Origin of the sequence: Algihabitans albus, assembly GCF_003572205.1 — a bacterium.
In the GTDB taxonomy this organism is placed as follows: Bacteria; Pseudomonadota; Alphaproteobacteria; order Kiloniellales; family DSM-21159; genus Algihabitans; species Algihabitans albus.
This window is the reverse complement of sequence record NZ_QXNY01000004.1, coordinates 567,832-583,250: the sequence shown is the minus strand read 5'-3', so window position 1 is coordinate 583,250 and position 15,419 is coordinate 567,832. Positions and strand designations below refer to the sequence as shown.

18 protein-coding genes are annotated in these 15,419 nt (G+C 66.6%); 16 read left to right on the top strand and 2 right to left on the bottom strand.

All coding sequences use genetic code 11. The features are described 5' to 3' along the window. The first annotated feature begins 30 nt into the window (after positions 1 to 30). From DBZ32_RS12885 to DBZ32_RS12870, 4 genes are read left to right on the top strand one after another with little or no spacing between them, the layout of a single operon-like run. A complete protein-coding gene (locus DBZ32_RS12885; RefSeq protein ID WP_119167528.1) occupies positions 31 to 621 on the top strand; it encodes an aspartyl/asparaginyl beta-hydroxylase domain-containing protein in 591 nt (196 codons plus the stop codon). After that, positions 618 to 1,478: an alpha/beta fold hydrolase gene (locus DBZ32_RS12880; RefSeq protein WP_119167527.1), complete on the top strand. Its 861-nt coding sequence runs from the start codon at positions 618 to 620 to the stop codon at positions 1,476 to 1,478. Before DBZ32_RS12885 ends, DBZ32_RS12880 begins: the two co-directional genes overlap by 4 nt. Before the next feature lie 25 nt (positions 1,479 to 1,503). Then, positions 1,504 to 2,574: a DUF1611 domain-containing protein gene (locus DBZ32_RS12875; protein WP_119167526.1), complete on the top strand. Its 1,071-nt coding sequence runs from the start codon at positions 1,504 to 1,506 to the stop codon at positions 2,572 to 2,574. After that, the gene (locus tag DBZ32_RS12870; RefSeq protein ID WP_119167525.1) at positions 2,571 to 4,280 is read left to right on the top strand and encodes an ATP-binding cassette domain-containing protein; all 1,710 of its coding nucleotides are present in this window, start codon (positions 2,571 to 2,573) and stop codon (positions 4,278 to 4,280) included. Before DBZ32_RS12875 ends, DBZ32_RS12870 begins: the two co-directional genes overlap by 4 nt. A gap of 55 nt (positions 4,281 to 4,335) precedes the next feature. Here the strand turns inward: DBZ32_RS12870 and DBZ32_RS12865 are convergent, their stop codons facing one another. Further along, the gene (locus DBZ32_RS12865) at positions 4,336 to 4,767 is read right to left on the bottom strand and encodes a nucleoside deaminase (RefSeq protein ID WP_119167524.1); all 432 of its coding nucleotides are present in this window, start codon (positions 4,765 to 4,767) and stop codon (positions 4,336 to 4,338) included. 141 nt (positions 4,768 to 4,908) lie between these two features. Between DBZ32_RS12865 and DBZ32_RS12860 the strand changes: the two genes are divergently transcribed. The 12 genes from DBZ32_RS12860 to ccmI all read left to right on the top strand — a co-directional run bounded on the left by DBZ32_RS12860 (position 4,909) and on the right by ccmI (position 14,310). Then, the gene (locus DBZ32_RS12860; RefSeq protein ID WP_119167523.1) at positions 4,909 to 5,373 is read left to right on the top strand and encodes a DUF3775 domain-containing protein; all 465 of its coding nucleotides are present in this window, start codon (positions 4,909 to 4,911) and stop codon (positions 5,371 to 5,373) included. A gap of 26 nt (positions 5,374 to 5,399) precedes the next feature. Continuing rightward, entirely contained in the window at positions 5,400 to 6,215 is an 816-nt protein-coding gene (locus DBZ32_RS12855) for a pseudouridine synthase (protein WP_119167522.1), read from the top strand. Continuing rightward, on the top strand, positions 6,196 to 6,786 hold the full coding sequence (gene rsmD, locus DBZ32_RS12850; RefSeq protein ID WP_119167521.1) for a 16S rRNA (guanine(966)-N(2))-methyltransferase RsmD: 591 nt from the start codon (positions 6,196 to 6,198) through the stop codon (positions 6,784 to 6,786). Before DBZ32_RS12855 ends, rsmD begins: the two co-directional genes overlap by 20 nt. A gap of 71 nt (positions 6,787 to 6,857) precedes the next feature. Then, the gene (ccmA, locus tag DBZ32_RS12845) at positions 6,858 to 7,508 is read left to right on the top strand and encodes a heme ABC exporter ATP-binding protein CcmA (protein ID WP_119167520.1); all 651 of its coding nucleotides are present in this window, start codon (positions 6,858 to 6,860) and stop codon (positions 7,506 to 7,508) included. Continuing rightward, the gene (ccmB, locus tag DBZ32_RS12840; protein WP_235830180.1) at positions 7,502 to 8,173 is read left to right on the top strand and encodes a heme exporter protein CcmB; all 672 of its coding nucleotides are present in this window, start codon (positions 7,502 to 7,504) and stop codon (positions 8,171 to 8,173) included. The genes ccmA and ccmB overlap by 7 nt, the downstream gene beginning before the upstream one ends. A gap of 270 nt (positions 8,174 to 8,443) precedes the next feature. Beyond that, complete coding sequence (locus tag DBZ32_RS12835) at positions 8,444 to 9,166, top strand: heme ABC transporter permease (RefSeq protein ID WP_119167806.1); 723 nt, start codon at positions 8,444 to 8,446, stop codon at positions 9,164 to 9,166. 4 nt (positions 9,167 to 9,170) lie between these two features. Then, the gene (gene ccmD, locus DBZ32_RS12830) at positions 9,171 to 9,374 is read left to right on the top strand and encodes a heme exporter protein CcmD (RefSeq protein WP_119167519.1); all 204 of its coding nucleotides are present in this window, start codon (positions 9,171 to 9,173) and stop codon (positions 9,372 to 9,374) included. Then, a complete protein-coding gene (gene ccmE / locus DBZ32_RS12825) occupies positions 9,371 to 9,829 on the top strand; it encodes a cytochrome c maturation protein CcmE (protein WP_119167518.1) in 459 nt (152 codons plus the stop codon). Before ccmD ends, ccmE begins: the two co-directional genes overlap by 4 nt. Before the next feature lie 132 nt (positions 9,830 to 9,961). Continuing rightward, complete coding sequence (locus DBZ32_RS12820; protein WP_119167517.1) at positions 9,962 to 11,956, top strand: heme lyase CcmF/NrfE family subunit; 1,995 nt, start codon at positions 9,962 to 9,964, stop codon at positions 11,954 to 11,956. Positions 11,957 to 11,981: 25 nt separating this feature from the next. Next, complete coding sequence (locus DBZ32_RS12815; RefSeq protein ID WP_119167516.1) at positions 11,982 to 12,524, top strand: DsbE family thiol:disulfide interchange protein; 543 nt, start codon at positions 11,982 to 11,984, stop codon at positions 12,522 to 12,524. Then, the gene (locus tag DBZ32_RS12810) at positions 12,521 to 13,063 is read left to right on the top strand and encodes a cytochrome c-type biogenesis protein (RefSeq protein ID WP_268877944.1); all 543 of its coding nucleotides are present in this window, start codon (positions 12,521 to 12,523) and stop codon (positions 13,061 to 13,063) included. Before DBZ32_RS12815 ends, DBZ32_RS12810 begins: the two co-directional genes overlap by 4 nt. Continuing rightward, complete coding sequence (ccmI, locus tag DBZ32_RS12805; RefSeq protein ID WP_119167515.1) at positions 13,060 to 14,310, top strand: c-type cytochrome biogenesis protein CcmI; 1,251 nt, start codon at positions 13,060 to 13,062, stop codon at positions 14,308 to 14,310. Before DBZ32_RS12810 ends, ccmI begins: the two co-directional genes overlap by 4 nt. A 49-nt stretch (positions 14,311 to 14,359) precedes the next feature. Here the strand turns inward: ccmI and DBZ32_RS12800 are convergent, their stop codons facing one another. Then, entirely contained in the window at positions 14,360 to 15,400 is a 1,041-nt protein-coding gene (locus DBZ32_RS12800) for an NADP(H)-dependent aldo-keto reductase (RefSeq protein WP_119167514.1), read from the bottom strand. Between the last annotated feature and the right edge of the window lie 19 nt (positions 15,401 to 15,419).

Here is a 15,419-nt window from a genome sequence, read left to right as displayed (position 1 = left end):
TCTACCAAGTAAAAAAGAAGGACCGCGACCATGAAGTACTTCCAGCGAATCAAGGCGGAAATCGACCCGCTTCCGTTCCTCCAGGAGATCGACCGGATCGACAATGCCTGGGACGCCTCGACGGGGCGCCAATCCAAGATCAAGGTTCAGCGCGAGGCACTCTCGATCCCGCTGCGCGGCCTGCGCAAGTCGGCAATCGGAGACCGTGACAGACGCGACGTGCATGAGAGCCGTTGGACAACGTCTTCGCGCCACTATCCGCTGGCCTGCAGCTTCATCAAGGATTTCGCAAAGGAACGTAAAGCCCTGCTCAGCCGCGCCAAACTGGTCTGCCTGCCGTCGGGCCACAAGGTCTACCCGCACATCGACCGCGGTCTCTACTACCTGCTGCGCGACCGCTACCACCTGGTGCTGCGTTCGACCCAGGGCTCTTTCCTCCGTGCCGGCGACGAGTCCGTGCGCATGCGCGAAGGCGAACTCTGGTGGTTCGACAACAAGCAAGAGCACGAGGCCGTCAACGACAGCGACGAAGATCGCATCCACATGATCTTCGACCTCCTGCCGCGCCACCTCGAAGCCGAGATCGGCGGCGCCAAAGCCGCGCAGAAAGCTCAGTCATGACTGCGCTGCTGCACCACCTGGAGGTTCCAATGCGAAGCAAAAAGTCGGCACTGGTTCACAGACCGGCACGCGGCCGCCGCGGCCTGTCCTGCTGGATGGTCCTGCCCAACTCCGTCGCGCCGGACGCCGTGCCGCTGATCGCCGTCCACGGCATCCAACGCGGCGCCTACGAAAAAGCCTCGAGGTTGCGCCGGCGGGCCGAAGCCCTGGGCCGACCGCTGATCGCACCGCTTTTCGACCGGGAGACCTGGCCGCATTATCAGCAGCTTGTCCGCAAGGGACGCGCGGACCTGGCACTCCTGGCACTCCTGGAAGAGCTGCGGATGGAAGGCATCTGGCAGACCTCGCAGTTCGACCTTTTCGGGCATTCCGGCGGCGCACAGTTCTCACACCGCTTCGCGATGCTCTACCCCCATCTTGTCAAGCGTCTGATCGTGGGCGCGGCGGGTTGGTACACCTTCCCCGATGCGACCGAGTTTCCTCTCGGCTTAGCCGCGCGTCAGGACAAGCGTGACGACTGGGGCCCTCGGATGGAGGCTGGCTTGGAGCGCTTCCTGCGTCTGCCGATTCGGATCTACGTCGGCGAACACGATAGCCAACCGGACGACAACACGCGCAGCGGCCCGGAGATCGATCGGCAACAAGGGCTGGATCGTCTGACTCGGGCCAAGCGCTGGAGCCGCGCCATTCAAGAAGCGGCCAAGGCACGAGGCCTTCGTCCAGACGTCAGCCTGCAGGTTCTGCCCGGCTGTACCCATCACTTCAGCGACTGCATCACGCGGAGCGAGCTGACCCATCTGGTGCTGCCCGATTCCGACGATATCGGCACCGCAAACAGCAAAATCGCCAAGGCCTGAGCGCCGCACCAAAGGAGTTTTTCCCATGACCAGCTACCGCACCCCTTTCACAGCCTCCCTCGCCGGCGCCAAATGGGCCTTCTCGACCCGCCGCGTGCAGCAGAGCGATATCGTCGGCATCAATGACCGGATCGAAGAGGCGAGGTCCGGCGACCTGGTCCTTGGCCGAGTCGAGCAGATCGGCTCTCACAAGCGCCTGCAGCTGACCTCCGGACGCGGTTCGGAGCTCTACCCGGACGACCTGGTGGTCGTCGCCTGCGGCGACCGTTACGCGCCGGACCAATTCGAAGGCATCGCCCGGCTCAACCGGCAGTCCTCGGACTTGCTCGCCAGCGGCGGCGTGCTCGGTCAGATGCGGCAGAAAAACGGCCGAATCGGCCAGCCCACGAGCGTCGTTCCGATCGGCCTGCTGACGGATGCCAACGGTCAGATCGTCAACCTGTCATCCTACGCCGAAGCATCTGCCCGACCCAGCAGGCGGCCGACAACGATCGGCCTCGTCGGCGCCTCGATGAACTCCGGCAAAACCACAGCAGCAGCGGCTTTGGCCAATGGATTGCGGCGGGCCGGCCACCGGGTTGGCGTCATCAAAATCACCGGCACGGCAGCCTTCGGAGACTACAACGCCTATATCGACTCCGGCGCGCACTTCGTCTGCGACTTCGTCGATGCGGGCATGGTCTCGACGTACCGGCAGCCGGTGAAGCAGATCGAAACGGCGCTGGAGCTTTTACTCGGGCTGGCCGGACAGGCCCATTGCGATGTGGTGATCGTCGAGTTCGCGGACGGCATCCTGCAGAGCGAGACGGCAGCACTGCTGCGCAGCGACTACGTGCGCAGTGAGGTTCCGAGCTTCCTCTTCGCTGTTCCCGACGCCCTGTCGGCGGTCGGCGGCAGCACGACTCTGAGCGAGATCGGTATCGAGCCGCTGGCCATCACCGGCGTCGTCAGCCAATCGCCGCTGGCGTCGGCCGAGGCCGAAGCCATGACCGGCCTGCCCATCTGGACGCGCGACGCTCTCTGCGACCCGGCCAAGGCCAATGCGCTGCTCGCCAGTGCAGCATCGGCCGCACCGCTCTGCGAGGCGGCGGCATGAATAGGCTCCCGCCACTCCTAGCGGGCGGTCGCCGGCTCAGGATTCTGCTCGTCGCGGCCCTGGCCTTGGGCCAGGCCACCGCGGCGGGCATCGCCGCCTTCTCGACGCGCGATGTCTTTGCCGCCTTCCGGGCCTCGTCGGAGGTCTTTCCGCTCCAGCCGTTGCTATTGATCGCGGGCGCCGGCTGCGCCATTGCGCTCCTGCGCGTGGCGGAGCGGGTGGTCGCCGAACGGCTGGGGCAGGACTACGCCCTGGCTCTGCGGATCAAGCTGTTCGAGCATCTGACCCGGATGTCGTCGAAGGACGTGGCGCAACGCCGCATCGGCGCCCTCTCCATGCGCTTCGTCGGCGACCTTGCCGCGGTTCGCAACTGGGTCAGCCGAGGGATCGGACGTTTGATCTCTGCCGGTATCGTCTTGCCCGCCGGAGGTGCCATTCTGTATCTGCTGAACCCCACCCTAGCCTACGCAGCCGCGATTCCGGTCGGTGTCGGGCTGCTCCTGATGGCGCTCGCGGGGCTGCCGCTGGGCCGCATGCATCGCCGGCTGCGCGCGCGCCGCGCGCGTCTGGCCGCCGATATGAGCGAACGCATCCCGCACGCGCCCGAGCTTCGCCTGCTGGGCCGTATGGATATCGAACGGGATCACCTGCAGCGCCGCAGCGAGAAGTTGATCGAATCCTCCGTCGCGCGAACCCGGGTCGCCGAGCTGTTGCGGGCGATCCCCGACGCCGTCGCCGGCTTTACCGCCGCAAGTATCTTGCTGGTCGCACTGACCAGAGGCATGGCACCGGCCGAAGCCGCCGCCGGACTGGCAGCCGTCGGGCTGATGCTCCAGCCGATGCGCGATCTGGCCGGCGTTTGGGATCGCCGCAGGGCCTGGGTCGCCGCACGGGATAAGTGCGAGGCACTGTTGGCGCGTCCGCGCCTGCGCCGCAAGCCGCGCACGGTATCGCGCGAGGACTTGGCGGGACCGCATGCCCTCCGCTTCTCGAAAGTCTCGGCGGGCGTCCTCGAGGACTTCACCGCCACGGCGGCGGCCGGCGAGAAGATTGCCATCGTCGGCGGCAACGGCTCCGGCAAGTCCACCCTGCTGCAGCTCGCCGCCGGCCTTGAAGACTGCAACAAGGGCAAGGTGCGTCTCGGCGACTGGCTGCTGTCGAACCTGAGCGCAAGCGCACGCCGCCGGGCGATTTCCCTGGTCAGTTCGCGTGCCCCGATCCTGGCCGGCAGTTTGCGCCGCGCCCTGACCATGGGCCTGGGCGCCCGGCCGGACGACGCCGAAATCCTGGGCACGGCGGAGACCTTCGGACTGGCCGGCGTGATCGAGCGGATCGGCGGCCTGGGCGGTACGCTTGCCGAAGGCGGCCGCAACCTCTCCATCGGCGAGGCCCGCCGCGTGGTCCTGGCCCGCGCGGCGCTCTCCAAGGCGGGGCTGCTGCTGCTCGACGAACCGGAATCCGGCTTGGATGGCGGCGGCGAGGCGCAGGTCGCGGATCTGCTGCGCAACAGCGGTGCAACGGTGCTGGTGGCAACCCACAGCCGGTCGGTTGCGGCCCAGATGGATCGAATCTGGTATCTGGAGGGCGGCCGGCTGATCGAGAGCGGCAAACCCGAGGAGCTGATGAGGAGCGACCGGCCAACCGGTCGGTTCTTTCGCGGACTCCGCAGCGGCGGAGCGGACGCACCGTTAGCCCTGGCGGGCTGAGCAGCGCCGGGACGGATCGCGAGGTCGGGTTGGACCAGCGCGTAGGACTGCGCGATCAGCGGCGTAGGCGAAAGAAGGTCGTCAGCAGCGCGGCGCAGTCGCTTTCGCGAAACCCGCCGACCACCTCGGGCCGATGGTTGGTGGTCGGCTGTTCGAAGATGCGCGCGCCGTGGTCGACGCCGCCTCCCTTGGGGTCGTAGGCGCCGAAAACGACCCGACGCAGGCGGGCGAAGGCGATCGCCTGTGCACACATCGCGCAGGGTTCCAGAGTCACGTAGAGCTCCGCGTCCTCCAGCCGCTTGCTACCGAGACGCTGAGCGGCATCCCGGATCGCCAGCAGCTCGGCATGAGCGGTGGGATCCTGGAGGCGCTCGACCAGATTGTGTGCGCGCGCCAGGACCTGTCCCCGGGCATCCGCCAGCACTGCGCCGACCGGCACCTCGCCGGCAAGAGCGGCGGCACGGGCCTCTTCCAGCGCCATGCTCATGAGGTCGGGCCTCCGCGGTTCCGTCTGCTCTTCCTGCCGTGCCATGGTCCGCTCAACACCACGGGCCTTGCCCTGGGTCAAGCTTCGCGTTAAGTGCGCGGGCACAATTCGCCAACCTGCCCAATCCCCAAGGAGTTCTCCATGCTGGAGATGGACGTCGACAAGGTCTGTTTCGTCGTCGTGAAGATGCGCGAGTATGAAGAGGAAGGCCTCATTCGGGCGGAGACCGAGGACGACGAGGTCGAACTGGATGAGGACGCCGAAGAGGAGCTGGAGTCCTCTGGAGGCCTGGACGGCGAGGACGTCGACGAAGACGACGAGGAGCCGTTGGAGACCGCCAGCGAGGACGGCATTCTGGAGGAGTTGACCACCTTCATCCGCAACCTCGACGAAGAGGAACAGGTCGAACTGGTGGCACTCACGTGGCTCGGCCGTGGCGACTACGAAGTCGACCAGTGGAGCGAAGCGACCGAGACGGCGAGCGAACGCCACAATAGCCGAACGGCCGAGTACCTGATCGGCATTCCGCTTTTGCCGGACTATCTCGAAGAAGGTCTGGCGGCCTTCGATCTCTCCTGCGTCGACTTCGACGAGAGCCGGCTCTAAGAGCAGGACCTTTGGGCAAACCCGCGATGCCACAGGACACCACCGGGCCCAGCGAAACCGACGGCACGGCGGGCGAGCGCATTGCAAAGGCGATCGCCCGCTCCGGACTCTGCTCGCGCCGCGAAGCCGAGGCGCTGATTGCCCAGGGCCGTGTCGAACTGGATGGAGCGCCGGTCGCGAGCCCGGCCGTCAACGTGACGCCAAGCCAGGCCATTACCGTCGACGGAGAGCCGCTGCCGCGACGCGAACCGCCCCGGCTCTGGCGCTATCACAAGCCGACGGGGCTGCTGACCACGGAACGCGACCCGGAGGGCCGCCCGACCGTTTTCGACCGTCTTCCGGCAGGGCTGCCGCGGGTCATGCCGGTCGGTCGGCTCGATCTCAGTTCCGAAGGGCTGCTGCTGCTGACCAACGACGGCGGGCTGAAGCGTCAACTGGAACTTCCGGCCACCGGCTGGCGCCGCCGCTACCGGGTGCGGGTGTTCGGGATGGTCGCGCCGAAGGCCTTGGAGCGCTTGCGCGACGGCATCGAGGTGGATGGCGTCAGCTACGGTCCGATCGAAGCGCAACTGGATAACAAGCCGACGGAGCGCACCGGGGGCGCCAATGCCTGGCTGACCATGACGCTGCGCGAAGGTAAGAACCGGGAGATCCGGCGTGTCTGCGAGGCGCTCGGCCTCAGGGTCAACCGGTTGATCCGACTGGCGTTCGGGCCCTTTCAATTGGGTGCCTTGAAGCCGGGCGAAGTCGAAGAGGTCCCGCCCAAAGTCATGAAGGAGCAGCTCGGCACCAAGCTGGCCGTCGAGCTGGGAGTGACCAGCGATGCGCATCGTCGCCGGTAGCCTGCGCGGCAAGCGTCTGGTCGCTCCCGACGGTGAAGGTGTCCGGCCGACGGCCGACCGCACCCGTGAGGCCTTGTTCGGGATTCTGGAGGGCGGCCGCCTGACCGGCGGCGTCTCGCCTCTGCCTGCGGCCCGTGTTCTGGATGCCTTTGCCGGCACCGGCGCGTTGGGGTTGGAGGCCCTGTCCCGCGGCGGCGCCCGGGTGGACTTCCTGGAACGCTACGCCCCAGCCTTGAGCGTCTTGCGCGCCAACGTCGCCGCCCTGGGCGTCGCGGAGACCTGCCGCGTGCATGATCGCGACGTGCTGCATCCGCCGAAAGCGGAGGCTCCGGCGGATCTCGTTTTCATGGACCCTCCCTACAATCAGGGTTTGGCGCGGCCGGCTCTGGAGGCCCTGACGAAGGCCGGCTGGGTCGGGTCGGGCACTCTGGTCTGCCTGGAGTTGCTGAAGAGCGAACCTCTGGACTTGCCATCCGACTTTACAGTGCTCGACGAGCGCAGATACGGCAAAGCCAAGCTCTGCTTCCTGCGGATGACGGTACCGCCGGCCGCGGACTCCTCTTCGACCTGAGCCTTGCCCGGCGCGCAGGCTGGGCGTAAGGCTCTCTCCCGCATCACCTTTGAGAGCCTGCCTGCCATCCCATGCCTCTGTTCGAAGCCTCAGATCTCGGCTGCATTCGCGGCGACCGGGCGATCTTCGCGGGGCTCGGCTTCTCGTTGGAAGCCGGCGGTTTGATGCTCCTGATCGGCCCGAACGGCGCCGGCAAGTCCAGTCTGTTGCGGGTGCTGGCGGGGCTGCTCCGCCCTGCCGTCGGGCGGCTTGCCTGGAACGGACAGGAGGTTTGGGACGATCTCGGCAGCCATCACGAGCGCTTGCGCTACCTCGGTCATGGAGAGGCGGTGAAGCCAGCGCTTAGCGCGGTCGAGGACCTTCGGTTTTGGGCCGCTTTACGCGGCCTGCAGGCCGCCGACATCGACCGGGCGCTCGCCCGTTTCGATTTGGCCGATCTGGCAGACCGGCCGGGACGCCTCCTGTCCGCCGGGCAGAAGCGGCGACTGGCGCTCGCACGCATGACCCTCGGCAGCGCGCCGCTCTGGCTGCTGGACGAACCCACCGTGGGCCTGGACCACACCTCGGTCGAGCGGTTGGCGCGAGCCGTCGCGGAACACCGCGCCGCAGGCGGGATGGCGGCCATCGCCACACATATCGGCTTTCCAGGCGAGACCCCTCACGTGCTGGCGGTCGACGAATTCCCGCCGGCTCTGCCCGACCCGGAGGACGAACTTTGGTAGGCGGCCCGCTGACCGCGGTGATCGCCCGCGACCTGCGCCTCGCCCTGCGTCAGCGCGGCGACGCCCTTACGGTGGTTCTGTTCTTCGTGCTAACGGCGGCGCTCTTCCCCTTCGGCTTGGGACCGGAGCCGAATCTGCTGGCGCGGATCGCGCCCGGCATCGTCTGGGTGACGGCCCTGCTCGCCGTGCTGCTGTCGCTGGAGCGGCTGTTCCTGGCCGACTACGAGGATGGCAATCTAGAGCTCCTGGCTCAGGCACCGTTGCCGCTGGAGATCGTCGTGCTGGCAAAGGTCCTGGCCCATTGGCTGACCACCGGCTTGCCGTTGCTGGCGGCGACGCCACTGATCGGCTTGCTCTACGGCCTGCCACCCGAGGGCTACACGGTGCTGATGGCGGCGATGGCACTGGGAACGCCCAGCCTCAGCCTGATCGGCGCGATCGGTGCCGCCATGGCCTTGGGCGCCCGGCGCGGCGGGGTCCTGGTGCCATTGCTGGTGCTACCACTCTATGTTCCCGTTCTGATCTTCGGAGTTTCGGCCGTGGATGCCAGACTTCAGGGCTTCGCGCCCGAACCGCATCTGCTGCTGCTGGGCGCGATCCTGGCAGCGACCTTGCCGCTCGCGGCCTTTGCCGGCGCGGCGGCCCTGCGGCAATCTGTCGAGTAGCGGGCCGGCGGTACAAAATAGCCGGATTTGTGCCGGATTCCAGCGCGATAAGGCTGGCCTCCAGCGATTTGTTCGCACAGAATTGACCCTGCTGCTCTAGACCTGTGGTGTTTCGCTGGTCATGTTATGGCGGCAAAAAGAAAATCGCATCGCGCTGCGCAGAATAAGCAGTGGCAAGCGGCGCGAAGCAGGACGGAAACGGATCGAACCTCCTTTGGTGGACCTGACCCCGTGAGTCGCGCAGCTACGACCGCCAGCGAAAGTCGTTCGCTGCACCGTTTCGCCAATCCGGCGCGCTTTATGCGTGCGGCGGACATCGTCTATCCCTGGGCACTTGGCGGCTTGGTGATCAGTCTGGCCGCCGGGCTTTACCTGGCTCTCTTCGCCTCGCCAGCCGACTATCAGCAGGGCGAGACGGTACGGATCATGTATGTCCATGTGCCGGCCGCCTGGATGGCGCTGTTCGTGTACGCCAGCATGGCCGCCGGCTCGGCCAGCTACCTGATCTGGCGACACCCGCTCGGCGTGATCACCGCCAAGGCGGCGGCGCCGATCGGAGCGGCCTTTACGTTCTTGGCGCTGGCGACGGGCAGTCTCTGGGGCAAGCCGATGTGGGGCACCTGGTGGGTCTGGGATGCCCGCCTGACCTCTGTGCTGATCCTGTTCTTTCTCTATCTCGGCTACATGGCCCTGATGAACGCTTTCGAGAATGCGGAGCGCGGACAGAAGTCCGCATCGCTGCTTTGCCTCGTCGGCGTGGTCAACCTGCCGATCATCAAGTTTTCGGTCGATTGGTGGAATACCCTGCACCAGCCCGCCAGCGTCTCGCGCATCGGCACGCCGGCGGTCCACGAATCCATGCTCTGGCCGCTGGGCCTCATGGCCCTGGCCTTCACGCTCTACTTCGTGGTGGTTCTTATCCTGCGAACGAAGAGCGAGCTGCTGGCTGCGCGCCTGCGCGCGCTCGGCGCCGCCGGGACGGAGGCGCGCTAGGGCCATGGAGGCTTTGCTGACCTATCTCGACATGGGCGGTTACGCGCCCTTCGTCTGGCCCTGCTTCGGACTGGCCGCGGCGGTGATGCTCTACTTCTTCGTCGCCTCGCGGCGGGAACTCCGTCAACGCGAGCAGCGCCTGGAGGTTCTGCGGGCAGCCAGTCCGCGCCGCCGCCGAGACACCATAGGCCAGGAGGCCCCCTCGTGACCCGCAAGCGTCGCCGACTCCAGATCGCGATCCTTGGCATGCTGTCGCTGGGCACGGCGACCGCACTCGTGCTGACCGCCTTCCAGGACAATCTCGTTTTCTTCTACTCGCCGACCGATATCACCGAAAAAGGCCTGTCGCCCGATCAATACGTGCGGATCGGCGGTCTGGTTGAGGAAGGGTCGGTGCAGCAGCTCGCAGACAATCATGTCTCTTTCCGCGTGACCGACTTGGCCAATGCGATCCCCGTCACCTACGACGGCATCCTGCCGGACCTCTTCCGCGAGGGGCAGGGCGTGGTCGCACAAGGCTCGATCGGCGACGACGGAACAACGTTCGTCGCCCGCGAAGTGCTGGCGCGCCATGACGAGAACTACATGCCGACCGAAGTGGCGGAAGCTCTGCAGGCCTCGGGCCAGTGGCGTCCGGAAAGCGGCGAGGCACCGCCAAGGTAGCGACAGTCAAGATCGACGCGCCGTCGGGTGACCGCATCCGGCAGCAGGAAATTGATCGATTACAGAGCTTGGAGCACTCCGCCTCCGCCCCAGGCGGGTTGCTCTAGCCCAGGCAGGAAGGACGTTGCAGGCATGATCCCCGAACTCGGCCATTTCGCCCTGATCCTGGCATTGCTCGTCGCCAGCGTGCAGACGGTCGTGCCGCTGTGGGGCGCACAGCGCGGCAGTGCCGCCTGGATGGCGACGGCCAGCCCGGCAGCCGTCGCCCAGCTCTTTCTCACGGCGGTCTCCTTCGCCGCCCTGACCTACGCCTACGTGGTCAGCGACTTCACCGTGATGAACGTCGTCGCCAACTCCCATTCCGCTAAGCCAATGCTCTACAAGATCACCGGCGTCTGGGGGAATCACGAAGGCTCGATGCTGCTGTGGATCCTGATCCTGGCGGTCTTCGGCGGCGCCGTCGCGTTGTTCGGCGGCAACCTCCCGCCAAGCCTCAAGGCACGGGTGATCGGCGTTCAGGGGCTGATCGGAATCGGCTTCATCTCCTTCACCCTCTTCACCTCCAATCCCTTCGAGCGGGTCTTTCCGCCGCCGCTCGACGGCCAGGACCTGAATCCGCTCCTGCAGGATCCGGGCCTCGCGTTCCATCCGCCAATGCTCTACCTCGGCTACGTCGGCTTCTCGATCGCCTTCGCCTTCGCCATCGCGGCGCTGCTGGAAGGCAAGGTCGATGCCGCCTGGGCGCGCTGGGTGCGACCCTGGACCCTGGCCGCCTGGGTCTTCCTGACCGGCGGCATCGCGCTGGGCAGCTGGTGGGCCTACTACGAGCTTGGCTGGGGCGGCTGGTGGTTCTGGGATCCGGTCGAGAACGTCTCCTTCATGCCTTGGCTCTTGGGCACCGCACTGCTGCATTCGGCTGTGGTGGTGGAGAAGCGCGACGCCCTGAAGGTCTGGACCATCCTCTTGGCAATTCTGACCTTCTCGCTGTCGTTGCTCGGCACCTTCATCGTGCGCTCCGGACTGCTGACCTCGGTTCATGCCTTCGCCAGCGATCCCGAGCGCGGTCTCTATATTCTGATGATGCTGATCATCGTGATCGGCGGCTCGCTGACCCTTTTCGCGATCCGGGCGCCGACCCTCAAACCCGGCGGTCTCTTCGCGCCGATCAGTCGCGAGGGTGGGCTGGTCATGAACAACCTGCTGCTCGCGACCGCCACGGCGACGATTCTGATCGGAACGCTCTACCCGCTGATTCTCGACGCGGTCGGCGGCGGTTTGGTTACCGTGGGTCCGCCCTTCTTCAACATGACCTTCGTGCCGCTGATGCTGCCACTGGTCTTCGTCATGGGTTTCGGGCCGATGATGGCCTGGAAACGCACCGACATGGCCGGCGTGCTGAGCCGGCTGAAGGTCGCGGCGGCCGTCGCGCTCGTCGTCGGGTTGGGCACGCTCTACCTGCAAAACGGCGGGCCTCTGCTTGCGGCCCTGGCACTCGGCCTCGCGGCCTGGCTCTTCGTCGCCGCCTTTACCGATCTGGCGGCCAAGACCAAGCTGTTCCGCGCGCCCTTTAGGGATTCCTGGTCGCGGGCGCGGGGCTTGCCACGCTCACAGTACGGTACGGCGCTGGCCCATGGGGGCCTTGCCATCGCCATCGCCGGCATGATCGGCTCGACCGCCTGGAAGGTGGAGAGCATCTCCGTCATGCAGCCCGGCGAGAGCAAGGATGTCGCCGGCTACAGCTTCACCTTCGAAGGCGTGGAACGCCTGCCGGGACCGAACTTCCTGTCGGAAACGGCAAGCTTCACGGTGCGCGACGGCAACGGTGAAGTCATCGCCCTCATGACGCCGGAGAAGCGAATCTATCCGGTCGCCAACATGCCGACGACCGAGGCGGCGATCCACACCCGATGGCTGGCGGATCTCTATGCCGTGATCGGGGACAAGGAAGAGCAGGGCGAAGGCTGGACCGTGCGGATCTACTACGAACCGCTGGTGCCCTTCCTCTGGCTCGGCTCGCTGGTGATGATGCTGGGCGGGATCGTGTCTCTCAGCGACCGGCGTCTGCGGGTCGGGGCGCCACGCCGGACCAAGGTCCCCGCCGGCCCGGTCATGCAGCCGGCAGAGTAGTCCCGGCAGAGCAACAAGGGTCTTTATGCGCTACCTCCTGTATCTTCTGCCGCTGGTCATCTTCTGCGGCGCCGGCGTCGCCTTCTGGTGGGCACTGGATAGCGGTCGTGACCCGAGTAGGTTGCCTTCGGCCTTGATCGACCGGCCGGCACCCGAGTTCGCGTTGCCGCCGATTGCCGGGATCGACACACCGGGCCTCTCGAGCGGCGACCTTGCGACAGGCGAAGTGACGCTGGTCAACGTCTTCGCGTCCTGGTGCGTGCCCTGCCGGGCCGAGCACCCGATCCTGGTCCGCCTGAACCAGGAGGAGGGTATCCGGCTGGTCGGCATCAATTATCAGGACAAGCCCGAGGATGCCGTCCGCTTTCTGGACGACTTGACCAACCCCTATAGCCGGATTGGCGCCGACCCAGAGGGCCGCACCAGTCTGGACTGGGGGCTGACCGGCGTTCCGGAGACCTTCGTGATCGACGGCACGGGGCGGATCCGCTACCGCCATGTGGGCCCGATCCACCCCTCGGAAGTCGAGTCGATGATCCTGCCGGCGGTCGAGGAGGCACGAAAATGATGCGCGAACTGTTTGCCGTCCGAAACGCCGGACGAGACATCGCCGGAACTCTCCGGGAGATCTTCGGGCGGACCGTCGGAGGACTCGCCGCCGCCGTCGTCGCCCTGCTGCTGGTGTCGCCGGTCTCGGCGCTGATGCCGGACGAAATCCTCAACGATCCGGCCCTGGAGGCACGCGCCCGCGCGCTTTCCAAGGATCTGCGCTGTGTTGTCTGCCAGAACGAGTCGATCGATTCCTCGAACGCCGAGATCGCGCGACAGATGCGTCTTGTGGTACGCGAAAGGCTGGTCGCCGGCGACGGCGACGGTCAGGTCTTGAGCTACCTGCAGGCGCGCTACGGCGACTACGTGCTGATGAAACCGCCGATCAAGCCGGAGACCTATCTGCTCTGGTACGGCCCCGCCGTCGTTCTGGTCCTGGGCGCCATCGGCGCCGGCGTCTACCTTCTGCGCCGGCCCAAGGCGGCGGAGGTGGCGGAGCCCCTGACGGCGGCCGAACGCGCGCGGCTGAACCGCCTGCTCAACAAAGACGACGCATGACCGGTTGGATCTTCTGGACCGCCGCGGCCGCGCTCTCCGCTTCGGTCGTTGCCCTGTTGTTACGACCGCTGCTGCGCCGGCCGCAGCGTCAGGCTTCCAGCGCCGCCTACGACCTGCAGGTCTACAAGGATCAACTGGCCGAGGTTGCGAGTGAACTGGAGCGCGGCAACCTCACCCCCTCCGAGGCTCACGCGGCTCAAGCGGAGATCGAGCGGCGCCTGTTGAAGGCGGCCGAAGCCGAGCAGCGCCAGGACCGGGCCGGTGCCGGTCAGCCGGCCAAAGTCTTGGCGATGGTACTGACAGCTCTGCTGCCGCTCGGGACTCTCGGCCTCTACCTTTACAGCCTCGGTTCTCCCGGCGTGCCGTCGATGCCCTTCGCCGAGCGCGCAGCGGAGCGGCAACAGTCGAACGAACGCGAACGCCTGATCGCCGAGTTGGCGGACCGCATGCGCGAAGACCCGAGCGATCCTCGGGGTTGGGAGATCCTGGCGCGCAACTACGCGGCAATCGGCCGCTATCTTCAGGCAGCGGAGGCCTACGGAGAGGCCATCGCTCGAGGCTTCGATCGGTCCGACCTGCGCGCCAACCGGGCGGAAACGCTGATCGCCGCCTCCGACGGCATGGTGACGCCGGAGGCGCGTCGGGAGATCGAAGCGGCCTTGCGGCAAAACCCCAACGAACCTCTCGCCATCTACTATGTCGGCGTGATGCACGAGCAGGCGGCCCAACCACGCCAAGCCGTCGAAACCTGGGCCAGGCTGCTGCGCGAACTTCCGCCCGACATCGCCGGACGCGGACAGGTGATGGCGCGGTTGACCGAAGTCGCCCGCTCCGCCGGCCTCGAGCCCGCCGACTTCGATACCGCGTCTCGGCTGCCCCCGGTCGGCGCACCGCCGCTCGGGGCCCTACCCCCTGGATCCGCGCCACCTGGCCAAGCTGGAAACCAGTCCGGAAGCCAACCGGGCCCGACGCGCGAGCAGATGGACGCCGCGCAGGAGATGAGCCCGGAAGAGCGCCAGGCGATGGTGCAGGGCATGGTGGAGGGTCTGGCGAGCCGCTTGGAGGAAACCCCCGACGACCTCGACGGTTGGCTGAGACTCGCGCGCGCCTACGCCGTGCTCGGCCAGCGCGACGAGGCTGTCGATGCCTTGGAGCGGGCGCAGCCCCTGATTGAAAATCTGGCAAGCGACGACCCGCGTCGCCAGGCCGTGGAACAAGGCCTGCAGTCCCTCCGCAACGGGTCGTAACACCGGGGCGAGACTTCGCGGCTCAGGAGTTGCGGCCAAAGAGTCGGGGTCAGGGGCAGGGAATCGTATGTTCGGCGTGGATCGCTTCGATCCCCTCCAAAACCTCTTGCGAAAGCTGCACCTCGGCAGCGGAAAGCTGGATTTCCAGCTGCTCCAGCGAGGTGGCGCCGACGATGGAGGCGGTCGCGAAAGGCCGCGAAACGACGAAAGCGTTGGCCATGACCTCGGGCCTCAGATCGTGCCGCCGCGCCAGATCCACATACTTGCGCACGGCCGGCTCGGACGTCGCTGTCCGATAGCGGCTGTTCTGCGGGTAGAGGGTCAGGCGCGCGCCGGCCGGCTGAGCCCCGTCCAAATACTTCCCGCTCAGCACGCCGGCCGCGATGGGCGCATAGGCCAGCAGACGGCAGTCCTCGCGAATCGCCACTTCGGCTTGGCCGACTTCGAAACTGCGATTCAGGAGGCTGTAAGGGTTCTGGACCGACACCATGCGCGGACCCTTGCCCAGCTCGGCGAGTTTCAGGAAGCTCATCGTGCCCCAGGGCGTCTCGTTGGACAGACCCACCGTCCGCACCTTTCCGGCCTTGACCAGATCGTCCAGCACGGCCAGCGTTTCCGCGAGGGGCACCGACTGGTCGTCGGGGTCAGGGTGATAACCGAGCTGGCCGAAGATGTTGGTCGAGCGGTCCGGCCAATGCAGCTGGTAGAGATCGACGTAGTCGGTTTTCAGCCGTTGCAGGCTGGTGTCGATCGCCGCTTCGATGTTCTTGCGGTCCAGCCGGCAGGCTCCGTCGCGAATGTAGGGAAAGCGCGAACCGGGCCCCGTCACCTTCGTTGCCACTACGATCTCGTCGCGGCAGGCCCGGCTCTGCAGCCAGTTGCCGACGATCTCCTCCGTCCGGCCGTAGGTCTCGGCCGACGGCGGTACAGGATACATCTCGGCGGCGTCGAAGAAGGTCACCCCGCGCTCCCGCGCGAGATCCATTTGAGCAAAGCCCTCTTGCTCGGTGTTCTGGGTGCCCCAGGTCATGGTGCCGAGGCAGATCGCGCTCACCTCGATACCGCTGCGCCCAAGCGGACGGTAGTCCATGGTCTCTTCCCCCGATGTC